Genomic DNA, 23,807 nt, shown 5'->3' with positions numbered 1-23,807 from the left:
TCAACCGGAAAACCGAGATGCTGAGGAGGACCTGTGTCAGAAGTTGAGGCGCGCTTCGCCGGCCCTTTAGTGAGGCCACGCAAGGCGCGTGTTTACATCGGCTGGCTTATCGCGGCGATCGTGGCCACGACGGCCGTAACCCAATCGATCTCCAGCGGTATTGCGTCGGCGGCTGTGGCGCCGGTGGGATTGGGATCGGCCGCATCTTTTGCGGTTTTGGGTGGCACCACGGTCACCAATACCGGCGCAACCACCGTCTCCGGCAACGTGGGTGTCAGCCCCGGGACCGCAATCACCGGATTCCCGCCGGGAACGGTGGTCAACGGAGCGCTCCACCCCGGGGATGCGGTCGCGGCGCAAGCACATACCGATCTGCAGACTGCATATACCGATGCGGCGGGCCGGACGCCGGCCACCCCCGTGACCACTGATCTCGGCGGACAGACCCTGACCCCCGGTGTGTACAAGGCGGCAGCAGGGATGAGCCTGAACGGCACTGTCACCCTGGACGGGCAGGGCGACCCCAATGCGGTGTTCATCCTGCAGGCGGGTTCGACCTTGATCACCGGAGCGAACAGTGTGGTCGCACTCGTCAACGGCGCCGCCGCCAACAACGTGTTCTGGCAGGTCGGTAGCTCGGCAACCCTGGGAACCAACACCAACTTCGCCGGAAGCATCCTTGCGCTGACTTCGATCACCGTGACGACCGGGGTCACCATGAACGGGAGGTTCCTGGCCCTCAACGGCGCAGTCACGCTGGATACCGACGCGATAACACTGCCGAGTACGCCGCCGCCGCCCACCCCGACAACGACGACCGTGAGTGCACCGGCCAAGGCGACCAAGGATTGCGCGGTCACTCTGCGAGCGACCGTCGCCCCTGTCCCCAACGGCGGCACGGTGCAGTTCCAAGACGACGGCGTCGATATCGGGAGCCCGGTGCCGGTGTCGGCTACGGGAGTCGCCACATTGTCGTACACGTTCACGACGACCGGTGCCCACTCGATCACCGCGATCTACTCCGGCACCCTGGCGTTCGACGGGTCCACCTCGGCGCCTGTGACTGTCGACGTCGAGGGCGGCATGTGGAGTGGTTCGAGTGGCTCGGGTGGCTCGAGTGGTTCGAGCGAGGGGTGCAAGCCGGAGCACGGTTCCTGACGTTCGACATTTCATCGACGCCTGTCCCTCACGATGCAAACAGCATCGTGAGGGACAGGCGTCGAAGCTGACTGAACCGTCGGATGAGAGATCGGCTTCGATCCCAGATCAGCGCCGGTCGGGTCGACGGTCGTTGAGCTGTAGAGGGCAGCCTGCCGCAAGTTCGCACGGCCACCCGGATGTCCCCGATGTCCACCCGCCCGCACCGACCCGAAACAACGCCTTGGCAACGGTGTATAGGCCTCTGCCCTGGCGGTCGAAAATCTGTCATGTCGGGTGTAGACATTCCGTGGTCGCTGGGATACAGTCACTGTCGTTCGAAGAGAAGAGTCCAGAGGCCGGGCAGGTGAACTGCCCGGAAGCACAGTTCGACCGCCCCCTCCGGCGGAGACGGGAACCCGGTCGCAATCGGTCGGCCCGCTGGAGGCGGGGCGGGAACAGCACGGCCGAGAGAACAACAGGCAGAACACCGGCAATCCAGGAGGTGGTGCTCACTGAGTAGTCAGGCAACGGTTCCGCATTCCCGGGAAGTGCCGGGTGCGGTGTAGGAGACCGGCCCGCACGGCCGGTGAACAGAATTGACAGTTGATCCCCCCCTCTTCCGTAAATCCCGGGCCCCGGCGCACACGCGCCGGGGCCTGCGGGCGTTGAACACCGAGAGGTGCTGTGCAGCAACCGAACACCGACCCCACCGACCCCGCCGGTGAGCGTAGCGCCGGCGACAAACTCGACGACGACACCTACCCCGCCTACAGCATGGGACGCGCCGCGGAGATCCTCGGTGTCACTCCCGCGTTCCTGCGCGGCCTCGATGCCGCCGAACTGCTCACCCCGCAACGCTCCGCCGGCGGGCACCGCCGCTACTCCCGCTACCAGCTCCGCCTCGCCGCACGCGTGCGTGAACTCGTCGACGCCGGCAATCCCCTCGACGCCGCCTGCCGCATCGTCATCCTCGAAGACCAACTCGCCGAAGCACACCGCCTCAACACCGACCTGCAACACACCCTCGACCAGCACACCGACCCCCACTGAAACCCACACGGGCCACCATCAGCCGCAGACCGCCGGGTGCGGCCACGCAGACGATGACGGCGAGAACGTCCGACATGCAGCATGGTGACCGGTTCCGGCGGACAGTCGCAATCCGCGAGCTCGCTCAGCCGATTGCCATCACGTCGGCCGCACAGGCTGAAGAGGACTTCGAAAACACTGTTGATCGGTCGAGCAGGGCATGAACGGGTGGTGCCGCGGGTACTCTGACAAACAAGATCACACGTATTCACATCCCGACGATCCGGTCTGTCCGCCGAAACCGGATACTCTGTCTTGTCTGCTGCTGCGGCGGGAGTCGTTCCGCGCGCGCTGTCGCCGGGCACTCGGCAGCGGCCACCACGCAACGAACACCGGCGATCCGGCGGCCACGAGGCCGGAGGCGAGCTCGAACGGGAGGCTACCGTGACGTCGCGGGAGGAGATCCTGCGCCGCGTGCGCGACGGGTTGAAAGCGCTGCCGGACGATGGCCGCACGATTCCGGTGCCGCGCAATTACGGCCGCAACGCGCCCGAGCTGACCGCCGAGGACCGCGCGGAGATCGTCGACCTGTTCGCCGAGCGCATGAAGCACAACGGCGCCCAGGTGCATCGCATCACCGAACAGGGTGTCGGGGACAGCGTGGCCGGCGCCCTGCGCAGCCACAACGTGGCCTCGGTGCTGGCGCCGGACGGACTGGCCGAGGACTGGCTGGCCGAATGGGCCACCGGCGCGGAACACCGGGTGGTCAGCGGCCCGATCGACCCGGCCGAGGTGCCCGACGCCGTCCTGACCGCCTGTGCCGGCGCCGTGGCCGATTCCGGCGCCATCGTGCTCGACGGCGGTCCGGGGCAGGGTACCCGCGGTGGGTTGCTACCCAATTGCCACGTATGTGTCGTGCAGGTCGGGCAGATCGATCCGTCGCTGCCCGACGTACTGGACAAGATCGATCCGCGCCGGCCGATCACCTGGGTCGGCGGTCCCTCCGCGCCCGTCGATCCGGAAAAGGAGCGGGCGCACGGCAGGCACAGCATGCGTCAGCTGGTGGTCCTGATCGTCGAATGACCCGTCGCGGGCCGGAATATGCCCGCGACCGGCAGCAATTCCGATCGCAAGATCTTCTTAAGGCCGCGCCAAGGGCGCGGCCGCATTGTCTGTGTCGAGACCGGTTCCGGGTTTCGAGGCAGGCAGTGACGACCACACTCACGGTCGCCCGGCACCCGGTATCCGAGACCACCGCACGGTGGGGTTCGGGTGCGGCCCGCCGGCGAGGGGTGGTGGGCCGCACCCGGGACCGCGGCCGTGCGGCGCAGACCCGGCCGGCCTGTCCACGAGGGGTGACAGGCCGGCCGTCCCACCTGAGAGTTCGTTCCGCCCCGGCATTCTCGAGGGATGATGGCAGGGACGAACGGCACGAGGATCGGGAGGGAACGCGATGGACACCGTTGCAGTCTTCATACTGGCCTGCCTGTTCTACTGGTGGGGAATGGTTTAGGCCGACGGCAGGACGGAATATCCTGCACTGCAACGGGAATCGGATCGGTGGTCAGTCGCGCCCGGTGGTCCGGGCGCCACGCACGCCCGCCTCGATGCGCTTGCCGATCTCGGGGTCGACGTTGGTCCAGTATTCGAACACGCGCGACAGCACGGGCTCGCGCACACCGTCGAGGACGTGACCGATCACGTTGCTCACCAAGCGATCACGCTGCGCGTCGTCGAGCACCTCGCGGACCATGGTGCCCGCCTGGACGAAGTCGTCGTCCTCGGCGTGCTGGATGTAGCCCGCGCGCACCATCTCCGGATCGAAGTTCCACTGGCCCTCGTCACCGGCGGTCGCCGGGTCGGCCTGCGGGCCGCCGAACGAATTCGGCGCGTACACGGGCACTTCGGGTCCGGCGAAGTAGTGCCGCATCGCGCCCTCCTTGGCATAGGAGTTCACCTCGGCCGCGCGCGGCCGGTTCGGCGGCAGTTCGGCGTAGTTGGTGCCGATCCGGTAGCGATGGGTGTCGGCGTAGGCGAACACCCGGCCCAGCAGCATCTTGTCGGGTGAATAGCCGATGCCCGGAACGAGATTCGAAGGTTCGAAGGCGGCCTGCTCGATCTCGGCGAAGTAGTTCTGCGGGTTGCGGTTCAGCGTCCACGTACCGACCTCGATCAGCGGGTAGTCGTGGTGCGACCACACCTTGGTCAGGTCGAAGGGGTTGAACCGGTACCCCTCCGCGTCGGTGAGCGGCATGATCTGGACGTGCAGGGTCCAGCTGGGGAAATCGCCGCGCTCGATGGCGTCCCACAGGTCCCGGCGGTGCGCGTCGGGGTTGCGGCCCGCGGTCTCGTCCGCCTCGGCCTGGGTGAGGAAGTCGATGCCCTGGTCGGTCTTGAAGTGGTACTTCACCCAGAAGCGCTCACCGTCGGCGTTGATCCACTGGTAGGTGTGCGATCCGTAGCCGTTCATGTGCCGGTAGCTCTTGGGGATGCCGCGGTCGCCCATCAGCCAGGTCACCTGGTGCGCGGACTCCGGGCTCAGGGTCCAGAAGTCCCACTGCATGTTGTGATCGCGAAGTCCGTTGCCCGGCAACCGCTTCTGGGAACGGATGAAATCCGGGAACTTGCTCGCGTCCCGGATGAAGAAGATCGGGGTGTTGTTGCCGACGAGGTCGTAGTTGCCGTCGGTGGTGTAGAACTTGACCGCGAAACCCCGTGGGTCGCGCCAGGTGTCGGGACTGCCCTGCTCGCCGGCCACGGTGGAGAACCGCACCAGCGATTCGGTGCGGGCGCCGGGCTGGAAGAGTTTCGCCTTGGTGTAGCGGCTGACGTCGCCGGTGACGACCAGTTCGCCGTAGGCGCCCGCGCCCTTGGCGTGCACCACCCGTTCCGGTACGCGTTCGCGGTTGAACTGGGCCAGCTTCTCGATCAGGTAGAAGTCGTGCAGCAGAACAGGTCCCTGGGTGCCCGCGGTCAGTGACTGATCGTCGCTGGCGACGCGGATCCCGGTGTTCGTAGTGGTCGGCTTGCCTGTCGTGGGTTGGTCGGTCATTCGGGAACCCTCCTAGGGCCGGCGCGCAACCTCCTCGATCGGAGAGCTGCTGAGGTTTTCCGGAGCGGGCGTCTCGTCCGTCCGGCAGTTCGGGCACAGGCCCCAGTACACGACCTCGGCCTCGTCGACCGCGAAGCCGTGTGCGTTCGACGGGTGGAGGCACGGGGCATGGCCCACAGCACAATCGACGTCCACGACCGTGCCGCACTTCTTGCACACCAGGTGGTGATGGTTGTCGCCGGTCCGCGCCTCGTACAGCGCGGCGGAACCGGCCGGTTCGATCCGGCGCAGCAGCCCGGCGTTGACGCAGGCGTGCAGGACGTCGTAGATCGCCTGTGTCGACACCGTGCCCAGGGCCTCGCGAACCCGGGCAGCCAACTGATCGGCATCCGAATGCGGTTGGTTCACAACAGCATCCAGCACCGCCACCCGCGGGGCGGTGACCCGCAGGCCGACCGCGCGTAAGCGTTCGCGCGGATCGAATCCGCTGACGTGCATGACCATCAGTATGCCCCTATTCTGGAATAAGTCAAGAAAATACCGAACGGTTACCGAAGGGTGAGGTCACGCTGGCGATGACCCGCGTCCGCCGGACCGGCCGGTGAGCGACCGCCCGGCAACGATGGCGAACGGGCATGTGCTCACCTTCAGTGTGCGCCGTCGGGCGCCGCGAGTGGCAAACGGGGCGCGTGCGGTCACAGGTCCGGCCGCATGCGAACGCGCACCCCGGCCGACGTGCGGCCGGGGTGCGCGCCGGCGCCGGGTGATCCGGTGCGGTCGCGGCCGCCGGCTAGTCGCCGGGCCGGCCGCCGCAGCCGGCGTCGTGTTCCAGCACGCGCAGCGAACCCGTCGCTGCGACCTCGCGGAAGCGTCCGCTGTCGAGGGCCTTGCGATAGATGTTGTAGGGCGGTCGGCCGCCGTCGGCCGGATTCGGGAAGACGTCGTGGATGGCCAGTGCGCCACCGGCGGCGACCCAGTGCGCCCAGCTGTCGTAGTCGCGCTGCGCGGCCTCCTCGGAATGGCCGCCGTCGATGAACAGCAGGCGGATCGGGGCCCGCCAGATCTTCGCGACGGTGACCGAGGCGCCCACGATGCCGACCACGGTGTCGCCGAGTCCCGCGCGCACGATGGCACGGCGGAAGGTGGGCACGGTGTCGAAGCGGCCGGTCTCGGGATCGACCAGCGCGCTGTCGTGATATTCCCAGCCGGGCTGATGTTCCTCGGAACCGTGGTGGTGGTCGATCGTGTACACCGTCGCGCCGCTCTCGCGGGCGGCCGCGCCGAGGTAGATCGACGACTTTCCGCAATAGGTGCCGATTTCCACGATCGCCCCGTCACCGGCGTACCGGCGGGCGGCGTCGTAGAGCGCCTCGCCCTCGTCCGGCGGCATGAAACCGGTGGTTTGCTCGGCGAGCCGGAACAGCTCCCGGGTGTCGTCGGAAATCGCGGAGTGCGCGCGAGTCATCAGCTGTGAAACCTTTCCTCCGCCCGGTCGGGCGTTGATTGCCGGGAGGCAGGTGAGTTGCCTCCGAAGCGGCACCATAGTAGCATCTGGACACGTGTCCGATCCCGTTTCCACCGGGCCCGGCCAGGCACCTGTCCCGGTGAATCTGGAGGCCACCCGGCGACGCCTCACCGAAAAGCAGGCCGATACCGTCGACCGGTTGACGCGCGCCGCGCTGGAGGTGCTTTCGCGTGCGGGTTTCGCGGGCCTGACCGTGCGTATGGTGGCATCGGCCGCGGGGGTCGGCACGGCCACCGCCTATACCTATTTCTCGTCCAAGGAACATCTCGTCGCCGAGGTGTTCTGGCGGCGGCTGGCGGCCCTGCCGGAATCGCCGCGGAGCGAATCCGGCCGCACCGCCCGGGTGGTCGCCGTATTACGGCAGATCGCGATGCTGGTCGCCGACGAACCGGCCCTGGCCGGAGCGGTCACCAGCGCATTGCTGGGCACCGACCCGGATGCCACCCATCTGCGGCTGCGGATCGGCGCCGAGATCCGCCGCCGCCTGCTGCTGGCGCTCGGCCCCGATCCCGATCTCGACATCGTGGAAACGCTGGAATTGCTCTACGCCGGCGCGCTGGTACGCGCCGGCGTGGGATATGCGTCCTATTCGGAAATTGCGAATCGGCTGGAGAAATCGGCGCGGCAGGTCATGCCGGACTGATTCCGGTATTCGGTCAGAGCGCCGCTTCGATGGCGGCGACCACAGCCGGGTCCTGCGGCTCGGTGCGCGGCCGGAATCGGACCACCTTGCCGTCGCGGTCGACCAGGAATTTCTCGAAATTCCACTGGATATCGCCGGCGGCGCCCTCGGCATCCGGAGTCTGCGTCAATTCCTCGTACAGCGGATGCCGGCCCTCGCCGTTGACCTCCACCTTCTCCAGCAGCGGGAAATCCACGCCGTAGGTGGTCGAGCAGAATTCTTGGATTTCCGCGGCGGTGCCGGGCTCCTGGCCCATGAACTGGTTGCAGGGCACGCCGACGACGCTGAAACCGCGCGGGCCGTAGGCCTTCTGTAGTTCCACCAGGCCGGTGTACTGCGGAGTGAGGCCACAGCGCGAGGCCACGTTCACCACCAGCAGCGCCTTGTCGCCGAGCAGGTCGGCCAGGGTGGTGGGTTCGTCGGAGAGCGTGCGTACCGGGATGTCACGAATCGTCACGACCCGATCCTAGTTTCCCGGAAGCTGAGGCGGTAGCTCCGCTTCGGTGCGCGCGGCGGCCGGCAGGCGACCCGCCGGTGTCTCAGTAGGCGACCCGCCAGTGTTTGATGCCGTTGATCCAGCCGTGCCGCAGCCGTTGCGGCTCCTCGAGTTGCCGCAGTTCCGGCATAGTGTCGGCGATCGCGTTGCACATCAGGTCGATCTCCAGCCGGGCCAGGTTCGCGCCCACGCAGTAGTGGGCGCCGGTGCCACCGAACCCGACGTGCGGGTTGGGATCGCGCAGCACGTCGAAGGCGAACGGATCCGCGAAGACCGTCTCGTCGAAATTGGCCGAGCCGTAGAACAATCCGAGCCGCTGTCCGGCAGCGATGCGCTGCCCGCCGAAGTCGTGGTCCGCGGTCGCGGTGCGCTGGAACGCGGTCACCGGCGTCGCCCAGCGCACGATCTCGTCGGCCGCCGTGGCCGGCCGCCGGTCCCGGAACAGCTCCCACTGCCCGGGATGGTCCACGAACGCCTTCATGCCCGCGGTGATCGCATTGCGGGTGGTCTCGTTGCCGGCCACGGTCAGCAGCAGTACGAAGAAGCCGAATTCGTCGGAACCCAGTGCCTCCCCGTCGATGTCGGCGGACACCAGCCGGGTGACGATGTCGTCGGCCGGTGCGGCGCGGCGCTGTTCGGCCATGTTCCAGGCGTAGCCGAGCAATTCGGCATTGGCCGTCATGGATTCGCCCGCGAACTCCGGATCCTCGGTGTTCATCAGCTTGTTCGACCACTCGAACAGGCGGCGGCGGTCCGACTGCGGCACGCCGAGCAGATCGGCGATGGCCTGCAACGGCAGTTCGGCGGCGACCTGTTCCACGAAATCGCCGCCGCCGGAATCCTTGGCGGCGTGCACGATCCGCGCGGCCCGCTCGGTCAGCGCGGCGCGCAGGCTCTCCACCGCGCGCGGGGTGAAGCCCTGCGAGACGATGCGCCGAATCTTGGTGTGCCGCGGCGGATCCATGTTCACCAGCAGTGCGTCGGCGGTGAGTTCCAGCTGCTCGGCGGTGGTGTAGGCGGGCATCCGGATGATCGCGCCGTTGCGGTTGGAGGAGTACAGCTCCGGATGCCGGGAGATCTCCTTGACGTCCTCGTGCCGGCTCACCACCCAGTAGCCACCGTCGTGGAACGGCGCCGAATCCGCGTCGGCGAGCGCATTCCACCACACGCCGCTGGTGCGGCGCAGCGCGGCGAACTCCGCGGCCGGGGAGCGTACGTGCCAGAGATCGGGATCGGTGAAGTTGAATCCGGGTGGCAGCAGGGGATCGGACGAGGCTGGAGCCGACATGGCTTCCTCCTGTGGGCGCAGCGTTGCGCCGACATTAGAAATGAAACAAGTTCTACCTTGATTGAAGCATGAGTTTGCTGGTCATCTCGGCGAAATGACCGGTATCCGAGCGGTGGTTCCGCCTGGCATCGAGTAGCGGTATCTTCACCAAGATTAGAACTTGTTCTACAGTGATCCGAGGCGGTGCCGCGCCGGGTTGTACGCGGTCCGCCCGCGACAACTCCGACCGATCAGCGAGGACCATCGACCATGACCGACTCAGCGCGCACCCCGTCGTCCGCCACCGAGGCCGATTACGTCGTCATCGGCGCGGGCAGCTCCGGTGCCACCGTGGCGAGCCGGCTCGCCGAGACCGGTGCGTCCGTGATCCTGCTCGAGGCCGGTCGCAAGGACGACACCCGGCTGGTCACCACGCCCGGCATGATCACGATGGTGCACACCGTGCCGCAGCTGAAGCACAAGGTGACCTGGTCGCAGTACTCGATTCCGCAGAAGCACGCCAACGAGCGCGAGGTCCCGATGACCCGCGGCAAGGTGCTCGGCGGTTCCAGCTCGGTCAACGGCATGCTGTTCGTCCGCGGCAACCGGGCCAACTTCGACTCCTGGGCCGCGGCGGGTTGCACGGGCTGGAGTTACGACGACGTGCTGCCCGCCTACAAGCGGCTGGAGAACTGGGAGGGCGGCGCCGACGAATTCCGTGGCGCCGGCGGCCCGATCGAGGTGACCCGGCAGCAGGAGCTCACCCCGATCGCGCAGGAGTTCATCGCCGCCGCCACCGAGACCCTCGGCGCGCCCCGGATCGCCGACTACAACGGCGAATCCCAGGAGGGCATCAGCATCTTCCAGCAGAGCGTGCGGGATGGCTTGCGCTACAGTTCCTCTCGCGGGTACCTGACCAACCGGTCGAATCCGACCCTGACCGTGCTGACCGGCGCGCACGTGGCACGGGTGGTGGTGGAGCACGGCCGGGCCACCGGCGTCGAGGTGCTCGAGGGGAATTCGCGGCGGATCATCCGGGCCGGCAAGGAGGTCGTGGTGTCCGGCGGTGTGATGGGGTCGGCGCAGATCCTGCTGCTGTCCGGGATCGGCCCGGCCGGGCAGCTGCGCGATCTCGGCATCGAGGTGCACGCGGATCTGCCGGTGGGCCAGAACCTGCACGACCACCTGTTCGTGCCGATGACCTTCGTCTCGAAGAAGGCGCTGCACCGCGGCATTCCGTCGCATTTCGCCTCCGGTGTGTTGCAGGAGACCTTCCGCCGCGGCAGTTCCTGGTTCGGCCGCACCGTGTTCGAGGTGGCCGGATTCGTGCGGACCAAGTTCGCGAAGGAGGTGCCGGACATGCAGATCCACACCCTGCCGTGGGCCTACCCCTTCCCGAATCAGGACGAGGACAAGCTGCACATGGTGGATCGCCGCGCGGCGATGACCATCTTCCCGACCCTGATCTATCCCCAGAGCCGCGGCGAACTCCGGCTGGCCTCGGCGGATCCGTTGCAGGCGCCGCTGATCGATCCGGGTTACCTGTCCGATCCGGCCGACGCGGACTTCCTGATCGAGGGCATCCGGCTGATCCGGGAGGTGATGGCGCACCGGACCATCGCCGGTTCGGTCACCGAGGAGCTCTCGCCCGGACCGGATTTCGCGGACGAGACGGCGCTGCGGCGGGAACTGCCCAACCGGGTGCACTCGGTCTACCACCCGGTCGGCACCTGCCGGATGGGTGTCGACGAGCGCGCGGTGGTCGACCCGCAGCTGCGGGTGCGCGGCATCGAGGGCCTGCGGGTGGCCGATGCCTCGATCATGCCCAGCATCACCGGCGGCAACACCAACGCGCCGTGCTACATGATCGGGGAGAAGGCCGCGGAGTTCATCCTCGGCCGGGGGTGATCCCGGGTACGTGCGGTGTGTCGCAATTCGCCGCGCGATGGCCTGGTTTTAGCATGTGGCGCCATGACCGTGGTTGCGAACGTGCTGGTGGTGGTCGTCGCGCTGATCCACTGCTACATCCTGGTGCTGGAGATGTTCCTGTGGCGCGGCCGGCGAGCGCGCGAGGTGTTCGGCACCACCGCCGAATTCGCCGCCGAGACCGCCACGCTGGCGGCGAATCAGGGGCTCTACAACGGATTCCTGGCGGCCGGGCTGCTGTGGGGCCTGGCCGCCGGGCACGCCGGCTATCAGTTCAAGGTGTTCTTCCTGCTGTGCGTGATCGTCGCCGGGGTGTACGGCACCGTCAACGGGGCGAGCCGGGCCTGGTTCGCCCAGTCGCTGCCCGCCGCGGTGGCGCTGCTCGCCGTCGTGATCGCGGGCTGAGACTCGGGTGATCGCGGGCCGGGACTCAGGGCCGCGACGCCAGGCAATCACAGGCGAGACCGGCGGCGGTGACGTCGGCGGTCGCGGCGAACTCCCGGAAGATCCCGTTGCCGCCGGTGGTGCGCGAGAGGGCGTCGGCGGCGAGGATCATCGCGGCCCCGGTCCAGGTGGTCCGCTCCTCGGGCCAGCGCTTGCCGTCGGCGAAAACCAGTCCGGTCCAATAGGATCCGTCGGTCTCCCGCAGGTGCTGCATGGCGGTCAGCAGCCGCCGGGCCCGGGTCCGGTCGCCGACGGTGTCCAGCGCCAGCACCAGCTCGCAGGTCTCGGCGCCGGTCACCCACGGCCGGTCGTCGACGCACCGGATGCCGAGCTCGCCGACCACGAAATCGTCCCAGCGCGAGTCGATCCGGGCCAGCGCGGCGGGACCGTGGAAGGCGCCGCACAGCACCGGGTAGTACCAGTCCATCGAGTAGCGGTCCTTGGTGGCGAAGGCGTCCGGGTGGTAGCGGACGGCGTGGCCGAGCCGCAGTGCCGCCACCTCCCACTCCGGCTGCGCGATACCGAGCAGATCGGCCAGCGCCAGTGCGCACCGGATGCTGTGGAACATGCTCGCACAGCCGGTCAGCAGCGCCTCGTCGATGATGCCGCCGCCGGCGCCGCGTACCCACGGGATCTCGCCGTTACCGCCGCGCTGCAACGAGATCACGTAGTCGATCGCGGCGCGCACATGCGGCCACATCCGCGCGGTGAAGGTCCGGTCGCCGGTGCAGAGGTAGTAGTGCCAGATCCCGGTCGCGAGGTAGGCGCAGAAGTTGGTGTCGACGTCCTCGCTCTCGATGATCCCGGCCCGGAACTGCGACGGCCAGGAGCCGTCCGGCCGCTGGTTGCGGGCGGACCAGGTGTATGCCGCGCGGGCGGCGTCCGGCAGACCCGCGGCGGTCAGCGCCATCGCGTTCTCCACGTGATCCCACGGATCGGTGTGGCCACCGGTGAACCAGGGGATGGCCCCGTCGGATTCCTGTGCCGCGGCGATGGATTCGGCCGTTTGCCGGCATTGGGCCGCGGTCAGGATGCCGGGTAGGGCAGGCGGCTCAGCGGCGGGCACCGGGTACCCCCGGCTTCGAGAAGTACAGGGCCACACTCTTACCCAGCAGCGGATCGAGTGCGGCTTCGGCCAGCCGGGTGGCCGGTGGGCGCTGCATCATGTCCCAGACCAGCAGCCGGTGATAGGCGGTGACCGCCGGATGGTCGTCGTTGCGCACGCCCACCGCGCATTTCAGCCACCAGTAGGGGGCGTGCAGGGCGTGCGCGTGTGCGCGGTGCACGAATCGCAAGCCGTGGCCGGTGATCTTGCGGCGCAGTTCGTCGGCCCGGTAGATCCGGACGTGGCCGCCCTCGTTGGCGTGGTATTCGTCGGACAGCAGCCAGCAGATCCGTTCCGGCAGCCAGCGCGGTACCGTGACCGCCAGTCCGCCACCGGGTTTCAGTATCCGGACCAGTTCCGCGACGGCGCGGTCGTCGTCGGGGATGTGCTCCAGGATCTCGGAGGCGATCACCACGTCGAATTCGCCGTCGGCATACGGCAATGCCAGCGCATCACCCTGTACCGCTTCGGCTTTCGCGTACTCGGGGGCCTCGCCCGCCTCGGCCAGGGCGCCGAACACGAGTTTCACGTCGGCGAGGTCGTCGGCGCTCTGATCGAAGGCCACCACATCCGCGCCGCGCCGGTACGCCTCGAAGGAGTGCCGGCCCTGGCCGCAGCCCACATCGATGACCCGGACTCCCGGGCCGATCCGGAGCCGATCGAAGTCGACGGTCAGCATGCCTGCGCCTCCTCCGCGCTCGTCCGGCCGGTGCCTCCGGCCGGGGTGTGGTCCGCGTCGCCGGATCCGGCGGTCTCGTGTGGTGGTGCGAACGGCTGTCCGGTGTGCCGCTCGATCGCCTCCTCGTACACCGAGACGGTCTGTGCGGCAACCGATTCCCAGCTGAACACCGACAGCGCCCGGCGCCGCCCGGCGACGCCGAGGCGGGCGGTGCGCTGCGGATCGTCGAGCAGCGCGCCGATCGCGGCGGCCAGTTCCCCGACATTGCCCGGTTCCACCAGGACCCCACAGTCGCCGACCACCTCCGGCAGCGCGCCCGCGCGGCTGGCCACCAGCGCGGCGCCGCTGGCCATCGCCTCCACCGCGGGCAGTGAGAAGCCCTCGTACATCGACGGGATGCAGGCGATCTCGGCCGAGCTGAGCAGGAAGGCCAGTTCGGTGTCGGACAATCCGGCGACGACGGTGACCACGTCGGACAGACCGAGTTCGGCGATCAGCTTCTCGGTCGGGCCGTCCGGTTCCAGCTTGGCCACCAGCCGCAGATCGATCTCGTGGGTGCCGCGCAGCCGGGCCACCGCCCGCAGCAGATGGGCGATGCCCTTGAGCGGCTTGTCCGCGCTGGCCACCGCCACGATCCGGCCGGGCGCGCGCAGCCGGGGACGCGGGCGGAACAGCGCGGTGTCCACCCCGAGCGGCACCACGCGCAACTGCCCGGCCGCGACGCCGAAGTCGTCGCGGATGTCGGCCGCGGAGGAGGACGAGACGGTGATCAGCTCCGGAATCTGCCGAGCCACCCGCTGCTGCATGCCGAGGAAGCCGTACCAGCGGTGCACGAACGGTGTGCGCCACCAGCGCGCGGCGGCCAGATCGAGGGTCCGGTCCCGGGTGATCGGATGGTGCACGGTGGCCACCAGCGGCAACCGCCGGCCGATGTCGAGCAGTCCGGAGCCGAGGCACTGATTGTCGTGGACCACGTCGAAATCGCCCGCCCGCGCGCGCAACAGCCGCGCCGCGCGCAGGCTGAAGGTGCGCGGCTCCGGGAATCCGGCCGTCCACATGGTGGCCAGTTCCAGCACATCGATGCGGTCGCGCAGTTCGCTCGGCCGTGGCGTGCGGAACGGATCGGGTTCGCGGTACAGGTCCAGGCTGGGCACCTCGGTCAGCCGCACCCGGGGATCGAGGTGCTCCGGATACGGCTGGCCGGAGAACACCTCGACCTCGTGGCCGAGTTCGGCCAGGCCGCGACTGAGATGCCGGACATAGACCCCCTGTCCGCCACAGTGGGTCTTGCTGCGATACGACAGCAGGGCAATACGCACAGGGGGTCTCGCATTCTTCGAGAGGAACAAAAAGGTGGGACGGGGTGGCCGATCGGCCGTTATCCCGGCCCGCCCGTGGCGGCCAGTTTCGCCGCCAGCCGGTCCAGATAGCCCAGCACCTCGTCCGGCGGCTTGTCGGGCAGCCCGAACAGCGCGTCGGTGACACCGGCCGCGGCCCATTCGGCCAGTTGCGCCGGATCGGGCCGCCCGGCCAGCGCGACCACCCGGGGCGCGCCCGTCCGCCCGGCGTCCTGCCAGACTTTCGTCAGCAGCCGCAGGCGCTCGAGCAGCAGGTCGTGTTCGTAGGGGGTGGTGATCCAGCCGTCGGCGGAGCGGGCGATCCACCGGAAACCCTGTTCGGTTCCGGCGGTGCCGATCAGCACCGGCAGATCCGGGCGCACCGGCTTGGGCCAGGCCCAACTGGGCCCGAACTGCACGAACTCACCGTCGTAGGCGGCCTCCTCCTGCGTCCACAGCGCCCGCATGGCCTCCAGATATTCGCGCAGCACGGTGCGCCGCTTGCCGGCGGGCACGCCGTGATCGGTGAGCTCGTCGGTGTTCCAGCCGAAGCCGGCGCCGAGCGTGACCCGGCCGCCGGACAGGTGATCGAGGGTCGCGATGGTCTTGGCCAGGGTGATCGGGTCGTGCTCGGTGGGCAGGGCCACCGCCGTGGACAATTCGATGCGCTCGGTGACCGCGGCCGCGGTGGCCAGCGCCACCCACGGGTCGAGGGTCCGGGTGTACCGGTCGTCGGGCAGGCTGGCATCGCCGGTCACCGGGTGCGCGGCCGCGCGTTTCACCGGGATGTGGGTGTGTTCGGGGACGAAGAACGAGGCGAACCCCCGCTCCTCGGCCGCCTTCGCGGCCGCGGCGGGGGTGATGCCGCGGTCGCTGGTGAACAGGACGATGCCGAAGCGCATGAGCCTGTGGTCCTTTCCTCCGGGCATGGCGAATACTATTCCTTTGTAGGAATATCCGCCGCGGCGGCGATACCCGCTCGGCGGCCGTAGAAACTGCCGTCGCCGAGCGAGGCACCGGAGACGTAGCCGCCCGCGCAGATTCCCGAGGTGCAGCGACCCGCCGCGAACAGGCCGGGGATCGGCTCGCCGGACACGTGCAGCACCCGGGAGTCCAGGTCGGTGCGCAGCCCGCCGAGGGTGAAGCCCGCGGTGAAACCGCGTAGGTCGAAACCGGCCAGGGGGGTGCCGATCGGCTTCGCCCACTCCGGCTTCTTGCCCAGCAGCGGATCCTCGCCGTCGGCGGCGTGCCGGTTGTAGACCTCGACGGTGGTCTGTAGTGCGCCGGTGGGCAGGCCCATGTCGGACTCCAGCTCCGCCACGGTCTCCGCGGCCCACTTCGGCGGCTGCCGGAAGAAGGGGGTGGCGGTCTCGGTGGTGAGGGCTTGTTCCAGCGACTGTTCGTCGATGATCAGATAGGCCTGGTTCTCCTGCTGGATCAGCGTGGCCTGGCCGACCCGGCCGCCGTAGGTGTCCTCCGCGATGTAGCGCTGGCCGCGCCCGTTGACCAGGATGCCGCGGGCCAGCAGTTGCGGATCGCCGAAGAACGCCACCTCGGTGGCGTCCATGTGGGCCAGGTCCGCGCCGAGCGACTGGGCGACCCGGATACCGATGCCGTCGTGTTCCTCGATGGCGGCGCCGGGGCGGCCGATCAGCCGCGGCGCGTAGTTCTCGATCATCTGCTGGTTGTAGGCGAAGCTGCCGGTGGCCAGCACCACCCCGCGCAGTGCGCGGACCAGCACGGGTTTGCCGTAGCGCCGGGCGACGACGCCGACCACTCGGCCGTCGTCGCCGACCACCAGCTGTTGCAGCCGGACGTCGTATTCGGCTCGGACACCCAGGGATTCGACGGTGTCGGACAGCGGCTTCATCAGCATGTAGCCGCCGCCCTTCTGGCCGGTGCGCTTGTTCTGCATCTGCGGCAGATGACCGCGCGGCGCGGGCGTGGCGATGGTGTTGAACGGGGCGGCGTTCTCGCCGCCGGAATACATCAGGCCCTCGTCGTGCGGCGGCTCCCAGCCGGGCTCGCCCCAGAACTCCTGCTTGAACGGCACGCCCTGCTCGACCAGCCAGTCGAAGTGCTCCAGGCTGCCCTGGCAGTAGTCGTGGATCTTGGCGGTGTCCACTCCCGGTCCGAGCGCCGCGACCAGGAACTTCTCCATGTTCTCCGGCGTGTCCTCGAAGCCGAGGGCGCGTTGCAGCGGGGTGCCGCCGCCGAGGTAGACGAAACCGCCGGACTGCGAGGCCGCGCCGCCCCAGCCGCTGGTGCGTTCCAGGATCAGGACGTCGGCCCCGGCGCGGGCGGCCTCGATCGCCGCGCAGGCCCCGGCGATGCCGTAGCCGGCGACGACCACGTCGGCGGTCAGGTCCCACTCGGTCACCTCGGCGGCGCGCAGCGGGCGGACGGTCGCGGTCTCGGACATCAGCGATACCTCACTTGCTCTCTCGGGCGGATTCGCGCTTCTTGCGTTGCGCCGTCACCTTGCCCGCGATGTTCTCGAGTTTGGTGCCGGCGGGCCAGCCCACGTAATGGCTGAGGAACACCGCGATCTCGTGCAACTGCTCGCCGGTGAGCTCCTCGTTGTTCAGGGCCGCGCCGATCTGGATCTCGGCGACGTCGAAGAAGCCCTGCGCGGACAGCGCGCCGATCAGCAGCAGCCGCCGGTCGCGGACGGTCAGGCCGGGCCGGTTCCAGATGTCGGCGAACAGATGGTCCGCGGTCACGGCGAAATGCTCACCGGGACCGTCGGTGAACTCCATGCCGTACACCTCGCTCATCCGGGCCACGCCGCGGGCCCGGCGCTCCGGATCGGGTGCGGAGCCGTTGCCGCTCATGACTGCTCCTTCGCGAGTTCGCCGGCGCCGACGCCGAGGCCGGTACCGAGTTCGGTGAAAGCCTGCCGGGCCAGCGGCAATTCGAGATCCAGGCGGTCGGCGAGGGCCAGCGCGAGGGACAGATCCTTCTCGCCGAGATTGCGGACGTGCGACAGGATCGGGAACCAGAAGTCGTCCGCCGGGATCGGGGCGGTGTTGTCGCGCAGGATGATCGAGCCCGCGCCACCGGTGACGGCGTCGGAATGCCGTACCACCCGGCCCAGTTTCGCCAGATCCAGGCCCGCTGCCTCGGCCAGCCGCTGCGCCTCGGTGGCGGCGGTGAACGAGATGAAGTGCAACAGGTTGCGGGCCAGCTTCATCCGGGTGCCCGCGCCGACCCCGCCCGCGTGCACGATGAGATCGGCGAAGCAGCGCAACGGTTCCCGCAGCCGCTCGTAGGCCGCGCGTTCGCCGCCGACCATGACGGCGAGCCGGCCCTGCTGCGCGCCCACCGCGCCGCCGCTGATCGGGGCGTCGACGAGATCCACACCGTGACCGGCACATTCGGCGGCCAGCTCGATCGCGGTGGAATCGGCGATGGTGGAGTGCACCGCGATCACGGTGCCGGGCCGGGCGGCGCTCAGGATGCCGTCGGGCCCGGCCACCACCGCGCGGACCTGCGCGTCGTTCACAACGACCACCGAGATCACCTCGGCCTGCGCGGCCACCTCGGCCGCGGAGGCCGCCGCCTTGGCGCCGGCGGCGGTGAACGGTTCGACCACCTCGGGCCGCAGATCGCACACCACCAGCCCGCCGGGCCAGGCGAGCAACCGCTCGGCCATCGGCTTGCCCATATCGCCGAGGCCGATGAAACCGACCTGCCCGGTTGGGGTTTCGCTGCCGGCGCTCATGCCCGGAACACCTGACCGCCGTCGACGTTGAGGATGTGGCCGGTGACCCAGGCCGCGTCGTCGGACAGCAGGTACAGGCAGGCGCCGACCATGTCCTCCGGAGTTCCCATGCGCTTCAACGGGATCCGGTTCACCATGTCCTTGACGATGCTGCCCGGGGTGACGGTGCGGGTGGCCTCGGTGTCGGTGGGGCCGGGTGCGATCGCGTTGATCCGGATGTTGGAACCGCCCAGCTCGTAGGCCAATTGCTGGGTGAGGCCGTTGATGCCGACCTTCGCCAGGCCGTAGAAGCCGGAGTACACCCAGGCGGCGGTGGAGGACTGGTTGACGATGGAGCCGCCGCCGTTGGCGGACATCGGCTGCCAGACCGCGCGGGTCACGTTGAGCGCGCCGTCGAGGTTCACGCCCATGAACTTCTTGTAGTAATCCCACGGCACGGTCAGCAGCAGGTCGAGCTTCATATCGCCGTAGATGGCGGCGTTGTTGACCAGATGGTCGATGGCGCCGAATTCGGCGACGGTGAATTCGGCCAGGGCGGTGGCGGATTCGGGATCGGAGACGTCCACGGTGCGGAAGACGGCGGTGCCGCCGCCGGCGTTGATCTCCTTGGCGACCTGTTCGCCCGCTTCGGCGTTCAGGTCGGCGATGACCACCTTGGCGCCCTCGGCGGCCAGTGCGCGGGCGTAGGCGGCGCCGATGCCGCGGGCAGCGCCGGTGACGATCGCGGATCGTCCGGTGAAACGAGTCATGGGGAGAGCTCCTGTTCGGCGGGCGCGGTCAATGTCGGTGCGGGATGGTCCTTGTTCCGGCGACGCGGGTTGCGCGGCCGATGCCGGAGTGTCGGCAGTTACCGGAGGAGGCGTCGTCGCACCTGCTCATCGGTAACTCCTCTGGTGTCCGGACACGTGTACGGACTATAGGTTCGTGCACTCTCCAGGCGCAAGAACCCGTTTCAATTCCAGCGTTCGGGTACGGTGCGCGGAAGGCATTGTCGAGGCGGGTTGCCGGTGGTAGCGTCCAGACACATGTCCAGCTATGTGTCTTCCACGTTGCCCGAAGATGGGCACGGACCGCTGGTTCCGATCAGCGTGGAGGTTCGCTGATGCCCCGTTTCGCACCGCATCCCCAGCGTCGTCCGGCCCTGGTGGCCGGCGCCTCCTCCGGGATCGGCGCCGCCACCGCGCTGGCGCTGGCCGAACAGGGCCACCCGGTCGCGCTGGGCGCGCGCCGGGTGGAGATCTGTGAATCCCTGGCCGAGAAGATCCGCGCCGACGGCGGCGAGGCGTTCACCCATCGGCTCGACGTCACCGATCTGAACTCCGTGGACGAATTCGTCACCGCCGCCGAGGCCGCGCTGGGTCCGATCGAGATCGCGGTCTCAGGGGCCGGCGACCTGGAGTTCGGGCACTCCTACACGATGGATCCGGAGCTGTTCCTGCGCCAGGTGCACGTGCATCTGGTGGGTGCGCAATGGCTGGCGAACCGGCTGATCCCGGGCATGGTCGAGCGGCAGCGCGGCGATTTCGTGCTGATCGGCTCCGACTGCGCGGACATTCCGCGGCCCGCGATGGGCGCCTACAACGCCGCCAAATCCGGCCTGGAGGCGATGGGCCACCAGCTGCGGATGGAACTGGAGGGCACCGGCGTCCGCGCCTCGGTGGTGCGGCCGGGGCCGACCCAGACCGGTATGGGTCTCAACGCCGCGCCCGAATCGATCGGACCGGTGCTGGAGGAGTGGGTGCGCTGGGGCTTCGCCCGGCACTCCTACTTCCTGCGCGCCTCCGATATCGCCCGCGCGGTGGGCGCGGTGGTCTCCACCCCGCGCGGCGCCCATCTGGTGCTGGTCGAGGTGCAACCGGAAGCGCCACTGCGCGTACGGAATACGAACGAGTCCGGAGGTGAGCGCTGATGCGCATCGAGATCGATCTGGATTTGTGCCAGGGGCACGCGGTCTGCCAGGACGAGGCGAGCGCGGTGTTCGCGGTGCCGAAGCACGGCAAAGTGGAATTGCTGCGCGACGATCCGGGGACCGATATCGAGGCGGTCCGCGCCGCGGTGCGCTACTGCCCGACCCAGGCGCTGACCCTCATCGAGGATGATCCGAAATCGTAAGTACCGCAGGGTGAGTCGCCGTCAGTCTCCCCTCGCCGCCGTCGCCCGCTGCTCGACCGAGAGAACCGCACATGCCGAACAACTTCGCCGACTCTTCGAACATGCCGCGGATGCGATGCCGGACCGGATCGCCGTCATCGCGGACGATCGGCGGGTGACCTTCCGTGAGCTGGATCGCCGCGCCAACCAGCTGGCCCACCACCTCGCCGCGGCGGGCATCGGCCGGGATGCGCACGTCGGTTTCCAGATGCACAACGGCGTGGAGACCATGGAAACCCTCCTGGCCTGCTTCAAACTGCGCGCGGTGCCGATCAACATCAACTATCGCTACGGGCCGGAGGAACTGCGCTACGTCTACGACAACGCCGATCTGACGGCGCTGGTGCACCACCGCTGCTACGCGGCGGCGGTGGACGCGGTGCGGCCGCTGGTCCCGGGACTGCGGCACACGCTGGTGGTCGAGGACGACCAGGGCGGCGCCGGGCTGCCCAGCGGGTCGCAGCCGTACGAGTCGGCCTTCGAGAACGCTTCGCCGGAAAGGGATTTCGAGCCGCGCAGCGGTGACGACCGGTTCATGATGTACACCGGCGGCACCACCGGTCTGCCCAAGGGCGTGATCTGGCGGCAGGAGGACATGTGGCGGGTGCTCGGCGGTGGTATCGACTTCTACACCGGCGTCCCGGTCGAGGACGAGTACCAGCAGTCCCGCAACGGTTCCGGCAACGATCCGTGGTTGTGGTTCGTGCTGCCGCCGCTGATCCACGCCGCCGCCATGATGCCCACCTTCGCGGCGCTGTGGGCCGGCAGCGGGGTGGTCTTCGAGCCGCGGTTCGCGCCGCGGCGGGTGTGGCAGGTGGTGTCCGAGGTGCGGCCGCAGGTCATGGTCATCACCGGTGACGCGATGGCGCGCCCGCTGATCGACGCTTTGCGCGCCGAACCCGTCGACACCTCCTCGCTGCTCTCGGTCGGGTCCGGCGCGGCCCTGCTCTCGCAGCCGGTGAAGAACGCCATGCTGGAGCTGCTGCCGCAGGCGATGCTGACCGACTCCATCGGATCCTCCGAAACCGGTTTCGGTGGAATCGGTTTCGCGCAGAAGGACGACGATCCCGGCCGCGGGCCGCGGGTGAACATCGGTCGCGGCGCGCTGGTGGTGGACGACGAGGGCCGCCCCGTCGAACCGGGCGAGGAGGGCTGGGTCGCCAAGACCGGCAACGTCCCGATCGGGTACTACAAGGATCCGGCGCGCTCGGCCACACTGTTCCGCACTGTCGACGGCGCCCGCATGGTCGTCACCGACGACCGCGCCCGGGTGGAGCCCGACGGTGCGATCACGCTGCTGGGCCGCGGCAACATGGTGATCAACACCGGCGGCGAGAAGGTGTTCACCGAGGAGGTGGAGGCCGTGGTGAAGGCGCACCCGGCCGTCTACGACGCGGTGGTCATCGGAGTGCCGCACGACCGCTGGGGTGAGCAGGTGGCCGCCGTGGTCGCGCTCGCGGGCGCGGAGTCGCTCGACTACGCGGATCTGGCCCGGCACGTCCGGGGCCACCTGGCCGGATACAAGCTGCCCCGCCGGGTCTGGGTGGTCGACGTGGTCGGCCGCACCCCGAGCGGGAAGCCGGACTATCGCTGGGCCAAGGACCACGCGGCCGGGCGCGCCCCGGACCACGAGGGCTGAATCTCCTTCTCACACCGCGTCATCGGGGCTGCGGGGGTTGGCCCACTCCGCCCAGGAACCCAGCGCCTCGGTGATCCGGATCCCCGCCTCGGCGGTGGTGCGCAGCGAGGTCGTCTGCGGGGTGAAGCCGAAATCACCGTTGTCCTTGGCGGCGGCCAGTTTCCGGAACGATTGCGCGAGGCCATGATAGAAGGCGGCCTCGCGCTCGAGGTAGTCGGCGAGTTCGTCGGGCGTCAGCAGCCAGAAGAACACCGAGCGCAGCAGCGGCTCCAGGCGGAACGTGTGATCCACGTCGACCTCGATCAGCCAGCGCCGCACCTCGGCCAGCCCGGTATCGGTGATGCGGTAGTCCTTGCGGCCGCGCGGCCCCTCCCCGTCCACGACGATATGCCCGTCCTGCTGGAGTTTGCGCAGCTCACCGTAGATCTGCGGATGCCCGGCGGGCCAGACCGAGCCGAGCAGTTCGTCGAAGCGCCGGGTCAGATCCCAGCCGCTGGCGGGTTGTTCGGCCAGTAGTCCCAGCAGGGCATGCCTCAGCGACATGACACACCACCGTGCTGTTCGTGCGGACATGTTCCTATTGACATGTCCCTGCACACATGAGAGGGTTCGTTGCGGGTCACCTGTTCAAAGTAACATGTCAAATTCGACACCTGGAGGAACCATGTCCGAGTCCGGGCAGGGGAATGTGTTCATCACGGGAGCGAGTGCGGGGATCGGTGCGGCGACCGCCGACCTGCTGGTCCGCCGCGGATACACCGTCTACGCGGGCGTGCACACCACCCCGGCCACCCCGCGGCCCGGCCTGCGGCCGATCCCGATCGACGTCACAGATCCCGAAAGCGTCTCGGCCGCCGCGGAACTGGTGGCGGGAGAGGTCGGCGACGCGGGCCTGCGGGCGGTGGTCAACAACGCGGGCATCATCGTCCGGGGCCCGCTGGAACTGGTGGCGCCCGCAGAGCTGCGGCGGCAGTTCGAGGTCAACACCCTCGGCCCCGCTTACGTGTGCCGCAGTTTCCTGCCGCTGATCCGGGCCGGTCAGGGCCGGATCGTCAACATCAGCGCACCCACCGCCCGGGTACCGATCCCGTTCCTCGGCCCGATCGGCGCCAGCAAGGCGGCGCTGGTGTCCCTGTCGGACGCGTTGCGCGGCGAACTGGCGGCCTGGCGCATCCCGGTGGTGGTCATCGAACCCGGCGGCACCGATACCCAGATCTTCGCCAAGGCGGATCAGGTGGCGGCCGCGACGCTCGCGGCGGACTCGGGCGCGCTGTACAGCGCGCAGCTCGCGGCCGTGGCGAAGGTCGAGGCGCGGCAGTCGCCCGGACCGGTCGATTCGGTGGCGGCGGCGGTGGTGCGGGCTGTGGGTGCGCGAAAGCCCAAGCGGCACTATGCGGCCGGTACCGGGGTGCGGTTGTTCGCCACCTTGGCGGCGCTGCCCGATCCGGTGCGGGACCGGGCGGTGGCGGGTGCGTTCGGGTTGAACGCGGCGGCGCGGAAGGCCGGGGCGCGCTGAGCGCGTAATTGCCTGGTAGCCCATGGGTTCCATGGTCGCGATGAGAAGGTCCGCGGATTCGCTATCTGATCATCGGCGATCGCCAGGGTGTGGTG

General features: G+C 68.9%; 24 protein-coding genes. 10 read left to right on the top strand and 14 right to left on the bottom strand.

Annotation, left to right across the window (positions count from 1 at the left end; translation table 11 throughout):
* Positions 1–33: 33 nt before the first annotated feature.
* From LBW94_RS15195 to LBW94_RS15185, 3 genes are all read left to right on the top strand, one after another.
* The gene (locus LBW94_RS15195) at positions 34–1,158 is read left to right on the top strand and encodes an ice-binding family protein (protein WP_225060049.1); all 1,125 of its coding nucleotides are present in this window, start codon (positions 34–36) and stop codon (positions 1,156–1,158) included.
* 666 nt (positions 1,159–1,824) lie between these two features.
* On the top strand, positions 1,825–2,190 hold the full coding sequence (locus tag LBW94_RS15190) for a MerR family transcriptional regulator (RefSeq protein ID WP_225062853.1): 366 nt from the start codon (positions 1,825–1,827) through the stop codon (positions 2,188–2,190).
* Between the two features lie 423 nt (positions 2,191–2,613).
* On the top strand, positions 2,614–3,252 hold the full coding sequence (locus LBW94_RS15185; RefSeq protein ID WP_225062225.1) for a LutC/YkgG family protein: 639 nt from the start codon (positions 2,614–2,616) through the stop codon (positions 3,250–3,252).
* 481 nt (positions 3,253–3,733) lie between these two features.
* Here LBW94_RS15185 and LBW94_RS15180 read toward each other — a convergent pair whose 3' ends face one another.
* The 3 genes from LBW94_RS15180 to LBW94_RS15170 form a co-directional block, all read right to left on the bottom strand.
* Complete coding sequence (locus LBW94_RS15180) at positions 3,734–5,221, bottom strand: catalase (protein ID WP_225062226.1); 1,488 nt, start codon at positions 5,219–5,221, stop codon at positions 3,734–3,736.
* A gap of 12 nt (positions 5,222–5,233) precedes the next feature.
* Entirely contained in the window at positions 5,234–5,725 is a 492-nt protein-coding gene (locus tag LBW94_RS15175) for a Fur family transcriptional regulator (RefSeq protein ID WP_323137864.1), read from the bottom strand.
* Between the two features lie 286 nt (positions 5,726–6,011).
* Positions 6,012–6,686 carry a class I SAM-dependent methyltransferase gene (locus LBW94_RS15170; RefSeq protein WP_225062228.1) on the bottom strand — a complete coding sequence of 225 codons (675 nt, stop codon included), beginning with the start codon at positions 6,684–6,686 and terminating at the stop codon, positions 6,012–6,014.
* Between the two features lie 139 nt (positions 6,687–6,825).
* Between LBW94_RS15170 and LBW94_RS15165 the strand changes: the two genes are divergently transcribed.
* On the top strand, positions 6,826–7,389 hold the full coding sequence (locus tag LBW94_RS15165) for a TetR/AcrR family transcriptional regulator (protein WP_225062256.1): 564 nt from the start codon (positions 6,826–6,828) through the stop codon (positions 7,387–7,389).
* A 13-nt stretch (positions 7,390–7,402) separates the two neighbouring features.
* Here the strand turns inward: LBW94_RS15165 and LBW94_RS15160 are convergent, their stop codons facing one another.
* Positions 7,403–7,885: a glutathione peroxidase gene (locus LBW94_RS15160; protein WP_225062229.1), complete on the bottom strand. Its 483-nt coding sequence runs from the start codon at positions 7,883–7,885 to the stop codon at positions 7,403–7,405.
* Positions 7,886–7,967: 82 nt separating this feature from the next.
* Positions 7,968–9,212: a cytochrome P450 gene (locus tag LBW94_RS15155; protein ID WP_225062230.1), complete on the bottom strand. Its 1,245-nt coding sequence runs from the start codon at positions 9,210–9,212 to the stop codon at positions 7,968–7,970.
* A 249-nt stretch (positions 9,213–9,461) separates the two neighbouring features.
* Here LBW94_RS15155 and LBW94_RS15150 point away from each other — a divergent pair, with 249 nt between their 5' ends.
* Together LBW94_RS15150 and LBW94_RS15145 are read left to right on the top strand one after the other, a co-directional pair.
* Positions 9,462–11,099 (top strand): GMC family oxidoreductase, encoded by a 1,638-nt coding sequence (locus tag LBW94_RS15150; RefSeq protein WP_225062231.1) that lies wholly within the window; start codon positions 9,462–9,464, stop codon positions 11,097–11,099.
* A 63-nt stretch (positions 11,100–11,162) separates the two neighbouring features.
* Positions 11,163–11,522 (top strand): DUF1304 domain-containing protein, encoded by a 360-nt coding sequence (locus tag LBW94_RS15145; RefSeq protein WP_225062232.1) that lies wholly within the window; start codon positions 11,163–11,165, stop codon positions 11,520–11,522.
* Positions 11,523–11,547: 25 nt separating this feature from the next.
* On the opposite strand, the gene LBW94_RS15140 is transcribed toward LBW94_RS15145, so the two are convergent.
* The 8 genes from LBW94_RS15140 to LBW94_RS15105 are packed head-to-tail and all read right to left on the bottom strand — an operon-like array spanning position 11,548 to position 19,155.
* Positions 11,548–12,627, bottom strand: a complete 1,080-nt coding sequence (locus tag LBW94_RS15140; RefSeq protein ID WP_225062233.1) for a prenyltransferase — start codon at positions 12,625–12,627, stop codon at positions 11,548–11,550.
* Positions 12,614–13,345 (bottom strand): class I SAM-dependent methyltransferase, encoded by a 732-nt coding sequence (locus LBW94_RS15135; RefSeq protein ID WP_225062234.1) that lies wholly within the window; start codon positions 13,343–13,345, stop codon positions 12,614–12,616. Before LBW94_RS15135 ends, LBW94_RS15140 begins: the two co-directional genes overlap by 14 nt.
* Positions 13,339–14,664 (bottom strand): glycosyltransferase family 4 protein, encoded by a 1,326-nt coding sequence (locus LBW94_RS15130; RefSeq protein WP_225062235.1) that lies wholly within the window; start codon positions 14,662–14,664, stop codon positions 13,339–13,341. Before LBW94_RS15130 ends, LBW94_RS15135 begins: the two co-directional genes overlap by 7 nt.
* Before the next feature lie 59 nt (positions 14,665–14,723).
* Positions 14,724–15,584 carry a TIGR03619 family F420-dependent LLM class oxidoreductase gene (locus tag LBW94_RS15125; protein WP_225062257.1) on the bottom strand — a complete coding sequence of 287 codons (861 nt, stop codon included), beginning with the start codon at positions 15,582–15,584 and terminating at the stop codon, positions 14,724–14,726.
* Positions 15,585–15,619: 35 nt separating this feature from the next.
* A complete protein-coding gene (locus LBW94_RS15120) occupies positions 15,620–17,104 on the bottom strand; it encodes an FAD-dependent oxidoreductase (RefSeq protein ID WP_225062236.1) in 1,485 nt (494 codons plus the stop codon).
* 10 nt (positions 17,105–17,114) lie between these two features.
* The gene (locus LBW94_RS15115) at positions 17,115–17,516 is read right to left on the bottom strand and encodes a carboxymuconolactone decarboxylase family protein (RefSeq protein WP_225062237.1); all 402 of its coding nucleotides are present in this window, start codon (positions 17,514–17,516) and stop codon (positions 17,115–17,117) included.
* On the bottom strand, positions 17,513–18,406 hold the full coding sequence (locus LBW94_RS15110) for an NAD(P)-dependent oxidoreductase (RefSeq protein WP_225062238.1): 894 nt from the start codon (positions 18,404–18,406) through the stop codon (positions 17,513–17,515). The genes LBW94_RS15115 and LBW94_RS15110 overlap by 4 nt, the downstream gene beginning before the upstream one ends.
* Positions 18,403–19,155 carry an SDR family oxidoreductase gene (locus LBW94_RS15105; RefSeq protein WP_225062239.1) on the bottom strand — a complete coding sequence of 251 codons (753 nt, stop codon included), beginning with the start codon at positions 19,153–19,155 and terminating at the stop codon, positions 18,403–18,405. The genes LBW94_RS15110 and LBW94_RS15105 overlap by 4 nt, the downstream gene beginning before the upstream one ends.
* 353 nt (positions 19,156–19,508) lie before the next feature.
* On the opposite strand from LBW94_RS15105, the gene LBW94_RS15100 reads away from it, so the two are divergent.
* The 3 genes from LBW94_RS15100 (at position 19,509) to LBW94_RS15090 (ending at position 22,196) form a co-directional block, all read left to right on the top strand.
* A complete protein-coding gene (locus LBW94_RS15100) occupies positions 19,509–20,315 on the top strand; it encodes an SDR family oxidoreductase (RefSeq protein WP_225062240.1) in 807 nt (268 codons plus the stop codon).
* Entirely contained in the window at positions 20,315–20,518 is a 204-nt protein-coding gene (locus LBW94_RS15095; RefSeq protein WP_225062241.1) for a ferredoxin, read from the top strand. The genes LBW94_RS15100 and LBW94_RS15095 overlap by 1 nt, the downstream gene beginning before the upstream one ends.
* Before the next feature lie 115 nt (positions 20,519–20,633).
* On the top strand, positions 20,634–22,196 hold the full coding sequence (locus LBW94_RS15090) for an acyl-CoA synthetase (protein WP_225062242.1): 1,563 nt from the start codon (positions 20,634–20,636) through the stop codon (positions 22,194–22,196).
* A 9-nt stretch (positions 22,197–22,205) separates the two neighbouring features.
* Here the strand turns inward: LBW94_RS15090 and LBW94_RS15085 are convergent, their stop codons facing one another.
* Positions 22,206–22,739, bottom strand: a complete 534-nt coding sequence (locus LBW94_RS15085) for a PadR family transcriptional regulator (protein WP_225062243.1) — start codon at positions 22,737–22,739, stop codon at positions 22,206–22,208.
* A 121-nt stretch (positions 22,740–22,860) separates the two neighbouring features.
* Here LBW94_RS15085 and LBW94_RS15080 point away from each other — a divergent pair, with 121 nt between their 5' ends.
* Entirely contained in the window at positions 22,861–23,712 is an 852-nt protein-coding gene (locus tag LBW94_RS15080; protein ID WP_225062244.1) for an SDR family NAD(P)-dependent oxidoreductase, read from the top strand.
* Positions 23,713–23,807 lie beyond the last annotated feature (95 nt).

Source organism: Nocardia sp. alder85J, assembly GCF_020176955.2.
In the GTDB taxonomy this organism is placed as follows: Bacteria; Actinomycetota; Actinomycetes; order Mycobacteriales; family Mycobacteriaceae; genus Nocardia.
The sequence above is the reverse complement of the archived record's forward strand: the minus strand, read 5'-3'. Positions and strand labels throughout refer to the sequence as shown.